This window comes from Lysobacter oryzae DSM 21044, assembly GCF_059568595.1.
This window is the reverse complement of the sequence record NZ_JCANTQ010000011.1, coordinates 433,300-444,615: the sequence shown is the minus strand read 5'-3', so window position 1 is coordinate 444,615 and position 11,316 is coordinate 433,300. Positions and strand designations below refer to the sequence as shown.

The following is an 11,316-nucleotide window of genomic DNA, read 5'->3' as shown; positions in this document are numbered from 1 at the left end:
CGTCGCGCGTGGGACCGCCCCAGGTCAATCGGCGGGAAGTCCGCCTACTGGAACCGACGGACCGCTATCCGTGATTCAGAGCCACTTCGCCCGCTTGAACATGCCGTACAGCACCACGCAGATCACGACCATCGCGCCGATCAGGATCCAGTAGCTGTAGCGGCCCGCGAGCTCGGGCATGTGGGTGAAGTTCATCCCGTACCAGCTCGCGATCAGCGTCGGGGCGGCCAGCAGCGCCGCCCAGGCGCCCAGGCGCTTCACGGTTTCGCCCTGCTGCACGGCGACCAGCGACAGGTTCACCGTCATTGCCGCGGTCAGCATCTCGCGCAGGGTGTCGGTGCTCTCGTTGAGGCGCACGGTGTGGTCGTGCACGTCGCGGAAGTACAGCTGGATCTCCTCGTCGATCAGCGGCGTCCGCGCGCGCGCGAGCTGGCCGAGGATGTCCTGCAGCGGCGATACGGCCAGGCGCAACCGGGTCAGTTCGCGCTTGAGGTCGTACAGCTTGTGCACGGTGTTCTTGCTGAACTCCTCGACGAAGATGTCCTGCTCCAGTTCGTTGAGCTCGTGGCTGAACTCGTCGACGATGGGCATGTAGTTGTCCACGATCATGTCGAGGACGGAGTAGAGGGCGGCGCTGGGGCCGTGCGCGAACATGTCCGCCTCGCGCTCCATGCGTGCGCGGGCGGGGGCGTAGCTGCTGGATGCGCCGTGGCGCACCGTCACCAGGTAACGCGGGCCGATGAAGATATGGGTTTCGCCGAAGCGGATGTGGCTGTCGATCGTCTGCGCGGTGTGGACGGCGATGAACAGCGAATTGCCGTAGGTTTCCAGCTTGGGCCGCTGGTGCGCGTTGTGCGCGTCTTCCACCGCGAGGTCGTGCAGCCCGAACTCTTCCTGCAGCTTGTCGAGGATGCCTTCGTCCGGCTCGTACAGGCCGACCCAGACGAAACTGCCGTCGTCGACGGCGAGGACGTCACTGATGGCGTCGAGGCTGATGTCGCGCCTCTCGCCATCGCGGCCGTAGGCCACGCAGTTGACGACGCATTGGGGCAGGGTCGGATCCTTCATGCGCGGCATCGTGCCCCTTGCCGGCGATCCGGCGCAATACACGGCCGGCCGCGCGTCAGCCCCGGTTGCGCCGTGCGATTACCCAGGCGATGGCGACATGCACGGGCAGCAGCAGTGCGATCCAGTGCATGTTGGCCTGCGGCTGCGCGCTGACCCACCGCAGCAGCAGGCCGGCGCCGGCGCACAGCGCGATCAGCAGCGTAATGGCTGCGGCCCAGCGCCCGGGCACGCGTCCGCGCAGCAGGTGCCATGCGCCCGGAAGCGCGAGCCAGGCGAGCGGATTGAGCAGGAAGAGGTTGTGGTTGGCCCAGCCCATCACGTGGGCCGTCCCGAACCACAGGAACAGCAGCAGGGAGCCGATCGCTCCCGACAACACCCAGAACGGCATCACGGCCGCCGCGAACGCGCGCGGCCAGCGTAGGCCGAGCCGGGCGATGGCAAAGGCAGCGGCGATGCCCCACAGCCCCCACAGCCACCAGCGCAGGGGATTGGCTTGCGGTTCGGGGGCAATGCGGTGCGACAGGATGTCCTCGCGCCCGCGCACCAGCGGGCGGCCCGCGTCGTTCCTTGCCTCGAGCAGGATGTCGGCAAGTCGCCGCGGCACGAAGGCCTGTTCCCACAGCGTCATCGGCTGGTCCGCCGCCGGCCCGAGGCCCAGGTCGAACCCCAGCCACATCCAGGTCGCAGGGGACGCCAGCCGCAGCGCTTCGTCGCGCCAGGTCAGGCCCTGCGACCGGCCCTGGACCTGCTGCTGCAGGCGGCCGGCCAAGGCGCGGTCGACCGCGTCGCGAACGCGCGTGGAGCAGTTGTCCTTGAAATAGTCGTAGCGGTAGAAGGCATTTTCCGGGCGCGCGTTCTCGGCCAGTGCGGCGGCGACTTCGCGCGCCTGCGTGTCCTCGAGGTCGAGCCAGAGGACCTGCACGCCGCGGCCTTCCTCGCGGTACAGCACCAGGTCGTCCGCATACGGAACCGCAGCGAGCCGGTAGCGCATGTCGCCGCGGACGAAACGCGCGATGAAGTCCGGTTCGCTCGGGTCGAAGAATCCGAAGTTGTACGAGATCGCATCGCCGCTGCGCGGGTCGACCACCAGCACCGAGTCGTGGCCGAAGCGCTCCCAGAAGATCTCGCCGGGTTGCATCATCATGATGCCGACGCGCGGGACGGGATCACCAGTCGCCGCGGGAGCGGATGTGGGTACTCCGGCTTGCGACGCCGCGCCCTGCGCGAGCGCGCCGAGGGACAGCAGGTACAGCAAGGCCAGCAGCAGCCAGCGGGCGAGGCGGCTCACCCTTCCGTGCACGGCACGGAAGGGGACGTCGGCGTCATGCATTGCTGAGGACGTCGACGTGGAAGGCGTGCACGCGGCGCACGTCGGCGGAGGCGACGCGGAACACGAAGCGGCCCAGGGACAGTTCCTCTCCAGCTTCGGGCAGATGGCCGATCGCCGCGGTGACCAGGCCGCCGATGGTGTCGTACTCGTCGTCGTCGAAGTCGGCGTCGAAGCGCTCGTTGAAGTCCGAGATCGGCGTCAGCGCATCGACCACGAACAGGCCGTCGGCCTGCGCGCGCATCAGCGCCTGCGGGTCCTCGGCCTCGTCGTGCTCGTCGTCGATGTCGCCGACGATCTGCTCGAGCACGTCCTCGATCGTGACCAGGCCGGCGACCCCGCCGTGCTCGTCGATCACGATCGCCATGTGGTTGCGCGACTGGCGGAACTCGCGCAGCAGCACGTTCAGCCTCTTGGATTCGGGGATCAGCACCGCCGGGCGCAGCAGGGCATGGATGCTGCCCGGGCCGTTGTCGGCCACCACCCCGCGGAGCAGGTCCTTGGCCAGCAGGATGCCGAGGATCTCGTCCTTGTCCTCGCCATGGACCGGAAAGCGCGAGTGGCCGGACTCGACCACCTGCTTCATCAGTTCGAGGAGCGAGGCTTCGGCGGGCAGGGCGACCATCTGCGCGCGCGGGATCATCACGTCGCCAACCGTCAGGTCGGATACCGCGATGGCGCCTTCCATCATTCGCAGGGTGTCGGCCGCAATCAGGCCGTCGGCCTGGGCATCGCGCAGTAGTTCGACCAGGTCCTCGCGGGTGCTGGGCTCGCCGGAGAGCATCGTGCTGATGCGTTCCAGCCAGCCGCGGCGTCGTTCCTGGTTTTCCTGCGGGGTACTACTGTCGTCCTCGGACATGGGGTTTCGGCAACGCCCGGGGGATGGGCGGACCGGGAAAGTCTAGCGCGGATGGGCGCGACGGCGGCTACACGCTCGGGGAAGGCTGGTTCACGGCAGCGTGCCGGGGACGGCTCGATAATCGCCGGCGGGCCCCACGCGGAGGATTGCGAGATGCCTGAGAAACGTACGATCAGACGCGCACGGCAGGACCGGCGCGAGGGCAAGTCGGCCAGCACCCAGGCCGGCGAATTCGTCCACGAGGAAATCGCGCACATTCGCGAGGGCAAGCACGGCGCCCGTTCGGCCAAGCAGGCGATCGCGATCGGCCTGTCCAAGGCCCGGCGTGCCGGCGTGGACCTGCCGCCACCCAAGAAGGGCGAGGCGTCCGAGGAAACGCGCCGGAATGCGCGCCGCGACGTGGCCGCGGGCACCCGCACGGCTGCGGCCAGCAAGACGGCCAGGAAGGCCGCGAAAACGACCGCCAGGAAGACGGCTACGAAGACGGCCGTGGCAAAGCGTGGCGCCGCGAAGAAGACGGCGGTGAAGCGGCCTGCCGCGCGCAAGGCCAGCGCGGGGGCGAGCACTGCAACGCCATCGCGGAGCCGCTCCCGCGCCACGACCCAGGCCCTGAAACGCGAGGACCGCGCCGCCGCAAGCCCGCTGGCGTTGTCGCGGCAGGCGAAGAAGGCGGCGCGCAAGCGCACCACGGACGAGCGCTCCGCGGCCGCGAAGAAAGCCGCGCGCACCAAGGGCGCCGAAGGCCGTTCGGAAGCCGCGCGGAAGGCTGCACGGACACGCGCGCGCCACGACGGCAGGCGCCGGCACAACGGTGCGAGCGCGCACGCCTAGCGGTACGAAACGGCGATTCCTGGCGGGCGTGGCGCCTCAGGCGATGACGTAGGGATCCTCGATCCCCATGCCGGCCAGGATTTCCCGCTCCAGCTGCTCCATGCAGATCGCGTCGGCTTCGTTCTCGTGGTCCCAGCCGAGCAGGTGCAGCGCGCCGTGGACGGTCAGGTGGGCGTAATGCTCGACGAGCTGCTTCTTCTGCTCCTTGGCCTCACGCGCCACGACCGGTGCGCAGATCACCAGGTCGCCCAGCAGCGGCATCTTGACGCCCTTGGGCAAGCCTTCCGGCATCTCTGCCGGGAAGCTGAGCACGTTGGTCGCGTAGTCCTTGCCGCGGAAGTGGCGGTTGAGCGAACGCGCCTCCTTGGTGCCGACGATGCGGATGGCCAGGTCGGCTTCGCGGATGCGGTTTTCCAGGGCCGCGGCCACCCATTTGCGGAAGCTCACGGCTGACGGAACGCCATTGCGTGGAACGGCATAGCTGACGCTGACATCGAGACGAACCGGGCCTACGGTCATGCGTGTTGATCCTTGGCGAGGTGGAAGGGGAACCGTTGGCTCATCAGGCCGGCCCGGTCTGCGCGTCCGTTGCGTCGCGCGCGTCGTAGGCATTGACGATGCGCGCGACCAGCGGATGGCGGACCACGTCGCGCGATTCGAAGAAGGTGAAGCTGATCCCGTTGACGTTGCGCAGCACTTCCAGCGCATCCTTCAGCCCCGACTTCTGGTGCTTGGGCAGGTCGATCTGGGTCATGTCGCCGGTCACCACGGCCGTGCTGCCGAAGCCGATGCGGGTCAGGAACATCTTCATCTGCTCGATCGTGGTGTTCTGCGCTTCGTCGAGGATCACATACGCGTCGTTAAGCGTGCGTCCGCGCATGTAGGCAAGCGGGGCGATCTCGATGACGTTCCTTTCCAGCAGCTTGACCACCTTTTCCACGCCCAGCATTTCGTACAGGGCGTCGTACAGCGGGCGCAGGTAGGGATCGACCTTCTGGGTGAGGTCGCCCGGCAGGAAGCCGAGCTTCTCGCCCGCTTCCACCGCCGGCCGCACCAGGATCAGGCGCTGCACGCGGGACTCGTTCAGTGCCTCCACCGCCATGGCCACGGCCAGGAACGTCTTGCCGGTGCCGGCCGGGCCGATGCCGAAGTTGATGTCGTGGGTGGCGATGGCATGCAGGTACTTGGCCTGGTTGGCGCCGCGGGCGCGCAGGGTGCCGCGCTTGACGCGGATGACTACTTCCTGCGGCTCGATGTCGCCGGCGATGGTTTCGTCCGCTTCGTATTCGGTCAGGTGCAGGTGGATGTCCGGTTCCGTGAGCGTGCTGTTGGCCGCTTCATCCCACAGTTCGCGCAGCAGCTTTTCCGTCTTGTGCACGGAGGCTTCCGGGCCGTCCACGCGGAACACGTTGCCGCGGTTGGCGATCTCCACGCCCAGGCGCAATTCGATCATGCGCAAGTGGCTGTCGAAGGGGCCGCTGACATTGGCCAGGCGCTCGGCTTCGGCCGGATCGAGGGCGAATTCGGAAACGGTGCGTGAAGCCATCGTGATCGGTCGGAAGGGGGCGCCGAGGTGGAAGGAAAGCTTGCGCCTGCGCCGGACTTTTCGCAAAGCCGATCGGGCAGGTGGAGTGCACGCGAGCACGCCGCAGACTGCCGCGGGAATGCATCACGAAGCGGTGAATCGTGCACCGCGTCGGCGCGACAGTTCGCATCGACCGGCAGAGCGCCCACTCATCGTGCCTGCCGCCGCCGTGTTGGCGGCGTCATGTGCGGAGGCGAAGCGGGTTGCCGTTCGTCAGTTGCGCGTTGCAAATAATTGAGTGCTGAATTAATTATATGCCATGGCCGTCCGCTCCCGCCCTGCATCCGCCGCTGCCGCCGCAAAGGCCCCGAAGGCGGCGAAGTCCGTGCGCAAGCGCACGCCGGGCCGCCCCAGCGGCGATGCCCCTGACCTGCGCGCGCACCTGCTCGATGCCGCCATCGCCTGTTTCACCCGGGAGGGCATCGCGGCGACCTCGCTGCGCGCCATCGCCAGCGAAGCGGCCGTGACCCCGGCGCTGCTGCACTACTACTTTGGCGACAAGAGCCAGCTGGTCGACGCGCTCGTGGCCGAGCGCCTGCTGCCGGTGTTGGCGGAGATGCGCGGGGAGCTGGACGGCGCCGGGGACGATGTCGCGATGCTCATCGCGAGCTTCGTGCGCAAGATGAGCGAGCTGGTGGTGCGCTATCCCTGGTGGCCGGCCTTGTGGGTGCGGGAGGTGCTCTGCGAAGGCGGCATGCTCCGCGAACTGATCGTCTCCCAGGTTGCGCCGCAGCTGCCGCAATTGCTGGCGAAGCGCTTCGCCGCCGCGCAGCGCGCAGGGCGGCTCAACCCGGACCTGGATCCCCGCCTGCTCGTCGTTTCCCTGGTCGGGCTGACCTTGTTCCCGGCCGCGGGCGCGCCGATCTGGCGGGGCATCTTTGGCGCAGCCGACATCGATGCCACGAGCATCCGCGACCACGCGATCGCGCTGCTTGAGCATGGCCTGCAGACAGGGGAGGACCACCGATGACCACGTTGCGAACCGCGCTGCTGGCGATCTCGATCGCGCTGGCCGCGTGCGGGAAGCCACCTCCGCAGGCGCTGGGCACGCTGGAATACGACCGGATCACGCTGCCGGCGCCCGCGGCCGAGCGCATCGTGGAGATCAGTGTGCGCGAAGGCCAGCAAGTGCGGGCCGGGCAATCGTTGTTGAAGCTCGATCCCACGCGGATCGAATCGGCGACCATCGCGGCACAGCAGGAAGCGCAGCGGCAACGCGAGGCCCTGCGCGAACTCGAGGCCGGAGCCCGCGACGAAACCATCGCCCAGGCGCGCGCGCAGCTGGTCGCGGCGCAGGCGCAGGCGCGCGATGCGCGTGCGTACTACGCGCGGGTGCAGCCCTTGGGCGCGCGCAAGCTGATTGCGGCCGCGGAGGTCGATCGCGCCCGTGCGGCGGCCGGCAGCGCCGATGCGCAGGTGCGGGCGGCACAGGCGACGTTGCTCGAACTCGAGCACGGCACGCGCCGCGAACGCGTCGCCCAGGGCGAAGCCGCGCTGCGCGCGGCGGAGGCCCAGGCGAACGCACAGCAGGTCAGCCTCGACAAGCTCAATATCGTCGCGCCACGCGCCGGCCGCATCGATGCGCTGCCTTACCGGCTCGGTGACCAGGCGCCGGTCGGGGCGCCACTGGCGATCCTGCTGGCCGGCGATGCCCCGTATGCGCGGGTTTACGTGCCCGAGCCGATCCGCGCAAACGTGAAGGTGGGGCAGGTGGCGCGCGTCTACATCGACGGTCGAAACGGCTCCATTCCCGGCACGGTGCGCATGATCCGCAGCGAACCCAGCTTCACGCCGTACTACGCGCTCATCGGCGACGACGCGGCGCGACTGAGCTACCTCGCCGAGATCCTGCTCGACCCCGGCGCGCGCGAGTTGCCGGCGGGCATGCCGGTGCGGGTGGAATTCCAGCCATGAGCGCGCCAGCCGCTTCGTTCGGGGAGGCGATCCGTGCGCGTGGCCTGACCAAGCGCTTCGGCGCGCTCACGGCGGTCGACGCCGTCGACCTCAGCGTGCCCAAGGCCAGCGTCTACGGCTTCCTCGGTCCGAACGGTTCCGGCAAAACCACCACGATCCGCATGCTCTGCGGCCTGCTTGCGCCTTCGGCCGGCGAGATCGAAGTGCTGGGCCTGCGCATTCCGGAGCAATCCGAGGAATTGCGCCGGCGCATCGGCTACATGACGCAGAAGTTCTCGTTGTTCGAGGACCTGAGCGTGCGCGAGAACCTGGAGTTCCTCGCCGCCGTGCAGGACATCCCGAAGGCCGCGGCCGCGCGCCGCATCGACGAACTGGTGCAGCACTACCACTTCGAGGATCGCCAGAAGCAACTGGCCGGGACGATGAGCGGCGGCCAGAAGCAGCGCCTGGCGCTGGCCGGGGCGGTGATCCATCGCCCCGAACTGCTGTTTCTTGACGAGCCCACCAGCGCGGTTGATCCCGAGTCGCGCCGCGACTTCTGGGAGAAGTTGTTCGAACTCGCGGACGCGGGCACCACCATCCTCGTGTCCACGCACTACATGGACGAGGCAGAGCGCTGCCATCGCCTCGCCATTCTCGACCGCGGCGCGCTGGTCGCGGACGGGACTCCGGGGGATCTGGCGGCCCAGTTGGCGGGCAGGACGCTGGCGGTGCATGCCGAGCAACCGCGCCGTGCGCAGGCCGCGCTGCTGGCCGTGCCAGGGGTGATCAGCGTCGCGCAGATCGGCAACATGCAGCGCGTGCTGATGGCCGAGAACGGTGACGCCGCCGAGCGCTTGCGCGCGGCGCTGGCGCAGGCCGGTCTGCATGGCGAAGTGGATGCCATCGCGCCGAATCTCGAGGACGTGTTCGTCGTTGCCACCCGCGGCCGCGGCGATGACCAGGAGCGCGCCGCATGAACTGGCGCCGCCTGTTCGCCATCGTGCTGAAGGAGCTGCGGCAGATGCGCCGCGACCGCATCACCCTGGCGATGATCATCGGCATCCCGGTGATGCAGCTGGTGCTGTTCGGCTACGCGATCAACCTCAACCTGCGCGGGCTCGATGCCGCCATCGTCGACCAGGCCGGCACCAGCGCATCGCGCGCGCTGGTGATGGACATGCTCGCCACGGGCGTCATCGCGCCCGCCGTCCAGGCCAATACGCCGCAGGAGGCGATGGAGCTGCTGCGGCGCGGACGCATCAGCGTGGGCGTGGTGATCCCCCCGGATTTCGAACGTCGCCGCGCCGAAGGTCGCGAAGCCGTGCAGGTTCTGGTCGACGGCAGCGATACGGTCGTGCAGAGCGCGGCGATCCAGCTGGCGCAGCTGCCGCTGGACAGCGCCGCGTACGTGACCCACGTGACGGGCGCTCGCGAGACGTCGCGCCAGCAGATCGGCGTCGTCAGTTTCTACAACCCGGAGCGCCGTTCCGCCGTCAACATCGTTCCCGGCCTGATCGGGGTGATCCTGACCATGACCATGGTCCTGTTCACCGGCGTCGCCATCGTGCGCGAACGCGAGCGGGGCAACATGGAGTTGCTGATCGCCACGCCGGTCAGCCGCAGCGAGCTGATGGTGGGCAAGGTGCTGCCGTACGCGGTGATCGGGCTGGTGCAGACGACCGTGGTGCTCGCCCTCGGACTGACCCTCTTCCGGGTGCCGATCCGCGGCAGCGCGGTCGACGTCTATCTCGCGTCGGTGCTGTTGATCTTCGCCAACCTGACCCTGGGCCTGCTGATCTCGACCAAGGCGAAGTCGCAGTTCCAGGCGATGCAGATGACGTTCTTCGTGTTCCTGCCGTCGATCCTGCTGTCCGGCTTCATGTTCCCGTTCGCCGGCATGCCGCGCGTCATCCAGTGGGTCGCCGAGCTCCTGCCGTTGACGCATTTCCTGCGCCTGATCCGCGGCATCATGCTGCGTGGGGCAGGGTTGCTGGAATTGTGGCCCGATGTCCTCGCGCTGGCCGCCTTCACCGCCGTGATGATGACCCTGGCGATTTCCCGCTTCCGCAAACGGCTGGATTAGCCGCGCCGCGACCGCAGCGCGCGATGGCGCGAGTACGCCGCCACCGCTGACAGTAGGAACAATGCCGCCGCAACGGGCCACACCCAGGAAGGAACGCGGTCCTGCATGGGCACCTGGAACACGCCCTGCCAGATGCAGCCGGCCGCGATGCCGAGCCCCAGGTCCGCCAACGCAATGTGCAGGTGGCGGTTCGGGGTGCCCCGCGCCAGCAGCGGATTGCTCATGCCGCGGCGGGCGCCTCGATGGTCGCCACCCGGGCGCGCAGCGAGTTGCTCATCGCTTCGGTGATGACGACGTCGACGAACTGGCCGACCAGGCGCGCGTGGCCCGGGAAATTCACCGAGCGCATGTTCTCGGTCTTGCCGGTGAGTTCGTTGGGGTTCTTCTTCGACGGACCCTCGACCAGGACCTTCTGCACGCTGCCGACCATGGCGTCGCTGATCTCGCGCGCCTTGGCATTGATGGTGGCCTGCAGGCGCGAGAGTCGGGCGTGCTTCTCGTCGCTGCTGACCGTGTCTTCGAGGTCGGCGGCGGGGGTACCCGGTCGGCGCGAATAGATGAAGGAAAACGACTGGTCGAAGCCGATGTCCTCGATCAGCTTCATCGTCTTCTCGAAGTCCGCGTCGGACTCGCCCGGGAATCCGACGATGAAGTCCGAGGAAATCGAGATGTCCGGGCGCACTGCGCGCAGCTTGCGGATCTTCTGCTTGAACTCCAGCGCGGTGTATCCGCGCTTCATCGCCGCCAGTACGCGGTCGCTGCCGGCCTGGACGGGCAGGTGCAGGAAGTTGGCGAGCTTGGGCACGTCGCGATAGGCCTCGACCAGCGAATCGGAGAATTCGAGCGGGTGCGAGGTGGTGAAGCGGATGCGGCCGATGCCGTCGATCTCGGCGATCGCGCGGATCAGCAGGCCGAGGTCGGCGATTTCGCCGTCACCGTACGGGCCGCGATAGGCGTTGACGTTCTGCCCGAGCAGGGTGACTTCGCGCACGCCCTGCGAGGCGAGGTCGGCGACCTCGACCAGCACGTCCTCGAACGGACGGCTGATCTCCTCGCCGCGGGTGTAGGGCACCACGCAGAACGAGCAGTACTTGCTGCAGCCTTCCATGATCGAGACGAAGGCCGAGGGACCTTCGGCGCGCGGCTCCGGCAGGCGGTCGAACTTCTCGATTTCGGGAAAGCTGATGTCGACCTGCGGCAGGCCGGTCTCGCGCTTGGCCTGGATCAGCTCCGGCAGCCGGTGCAGGGTCTGCGGACCGAAGACCAGGTCGACGTAGGGCGCGCGCCTGATGATCGCGTCGCCTTCCTGCGAGGCCACGCAGCCGCCGACACCGATGACCACCGGCCTGCCACCCTGCTTCAGGGACTTCCAGCGGCCGAGCTGGCTGAAGACCTTTTCCTGCGCTTTTTCACGGATCGAGCAGGTATTGATCAGGATGACGTCGGCTTCCTCGACATTCGAGGTGAGTTCGAGGCCGTCGCTGGCGGCCAGCACGTCGGCCATCTTGGCCGAGTCGTACTCGTTCATCTGGCAGCCGTGGGTCTCGATGAAGAGCTTGCCCTTGGCCCGGGGGGCGGACGCCGCTGCAGCGTCGAGGATCGGATCGGTCATATGGGTTCTGAGGCCGGGAGGGCGGCGGTTATTCCGCACCGGGGCGCGCATTGTA

The 11,316-nt window shown here is 68.2% G+C and carries 12 protein-coding genes; 5 read left to right on the top strand and 7 right to left on the bottom strand.

Annotated features, from left to right (window positions below; genetic code table 11):
- Window positions 1–75: 75 nt before the first annotated feature.
- The 3 genes from corA to BP05_RS10420 are packed head-to-tail and all read right to left on the bottom strand — an operon-like array spanning window position 76 to window position 3,254.
- A complete protein-coding gene (gene corA / locus BP05_RS10430; protein WP_496363092.1) occupies window positions 76–1,077 on the bottom strand; it encodes a magnesium/cobalt transporter CorA in 1,002 nt (333 codons plus the stop codon).
- Between the two features lie 46 nt (window positions 1,078–1,123).
- Window positions 1,124–2,356 (bottom strand): lipoprotein N-acyltransferase Lnb domain-containing protein, encoded by a 1,233-nt coding sequence (locus BP05_RS10425; protein ID WP_496363090.1) that lies wholly within the window; start codon window positions 2,354–2,356, stop codon window positions 1,124–1,126.
- Window positions 2,357–2,390: 34 nt separating this feature from the next.
- The gene (locus BP05_RS10420; protein ID WP_496363088.1) at window positions 2,391–3,254 is read right to left on the bottom strand and encodes a CorC family transporter; all 864 of its coding nucleotides are present in this window, start codon (window positions 3,252–3,254) and stop codon (window positions 2,391–2,393) included.
- 153 nt (window positions 3,255–3,407) lie between these two features.
- On the opposite strand from BP05_RS10420, the gene BP05_RS10415 reads away from it, so the two are divergent.
- On the top strand, window positions 3,408–4,085 hold the full coding sequence (locus BP05_RS10415) for a DUF6496 domain-containing protein (RefSeq protein WP_496363086.1): 678 nt from the start codon (window positions 3,408–3,410) through the stop codon (window positions 4,083–4,085).
- A gap of 36 nt (window positions 4,086–4,121) precedes the next feature.
- Here BP05_RS10415 and ybeY read toward each other — a convergent pair whose 3' ends face one another.
- A complete protein-coding gene (gene ybeY, locus BP05_RS10410; RefSeq protein WP_496363084.1) occupies window positions 4,122–4,604 on the bottom strand; it encodes an rRNA maturation RNase YbeY in 483 nt (160 codons plus the stop codon).
- 43 nt (window positions 4,605–4,647) lie between these two features.
- Window positions 4,648–5,631, bottom strand: coding sequence for a PhoH family protein (locus BP05_RS10405; RefSeq protein WP_496363082.1), 984 nt, complete (start codon window positions 5,629–5,631; stop codon window positions 4,648–4,650).
- A gap of 298 nt (window positions 5,632–5,929) precedes the next feature.
- On the opposite strand from BP05_RS10405, the gene BP05_RS10400 reads away from it, so the two are divergent.
- The 4 genes from BP05_RS10400 to BP05_RS10385 are packed head-to-tail and all read left to right on the top strand — an operon-like array spanning window position 5,930 to window position 9,649.
- Complete coding sequence (locus BP05_RS10400) at window positions 5,930–6,640, top strand: TetR/AcrR family transcriptional regulator (protein ID WP_496363080.1); 711 nt, start codon at window positions 5,930–5,932, stop codon at window positions 6,638–6,640.
- Complete coding sequence (locus BP05_RS10395; RefSeq protein ID WP_496363078.1) at window positions 6,637–7,584, top strand: HlyD family secretion protein; 948 nt, start codon at window positions 6,637–6,639, stop codon at window positions 7,582–7,584. The genes BP05_RS10400 and BP05_RS10395 overlap by 4 nt, the downstream gene beginning before the upstream one ends.
- A gap of 29 nt (window positions 7,585–7,613) precedes the next feature.
- On the top strand, window positions 7,614–8,543 hold the full coding sequence (locus BP05_RS10390) for an ABC transporter ATP-binding protein (RefSeq protein WP_496363168.1): 930 nt from the start codon (window positions 7,614–7,616) through the stop codon (window positions 8,541–8,543).
- On the top strand, window positions 8,540–9,649 hold the full coding sequence (locus BP05_RS10385) for an ABC transporter permease (protein WP_496363076.1): 1,110 nt from the start codon (window positions 8,540–8,542) through the stop codon (window positions 9,647–9,649). The genes BP05_RS10390 and BP05_RS10385 overlap by 4 nt, the downstream gene beginning before the upstream one ends.
- Here BP05_RS10385 and BP05_RS10380 read toward each other — a convergent pair.
- Window positions 9,646–9,873 (bottom strand): hypothetical protein, encoded by a 228-nt coding sequence (locus tag BP05_RS10380; RefSeq protein WP_496363074.1) that lies wholly within the window; start codon window positions 9,871–9,873, stop codon window positions 9,646–9,648. The genes BP05_RS10385 and BP05_RS10380 overlap by 4 nt on opposite strands.
- The gene (gene miaB / locus BP05_RS10375) at window positions 9,870–11,261 is read right to left on the bottom strand and encodes a tRNA (N6-isopentenyl adenosine(37)-C2)-methylthiotransferase MiaB (RefSeq protein ID WP_496363072.1); all 1,392 of its coding nucleotides are present in this window, start codon (window positions 11,259–11,261) and stop codon (window positions 9,870–9,872) included. The genes BP05_RS10380 and miaB overlap by 4 nt, the downstream gene beginning before the upstream one ends.
- Between the last annotated feature and the right edge of the window lie 55 nt (window positions 11,262–11,316).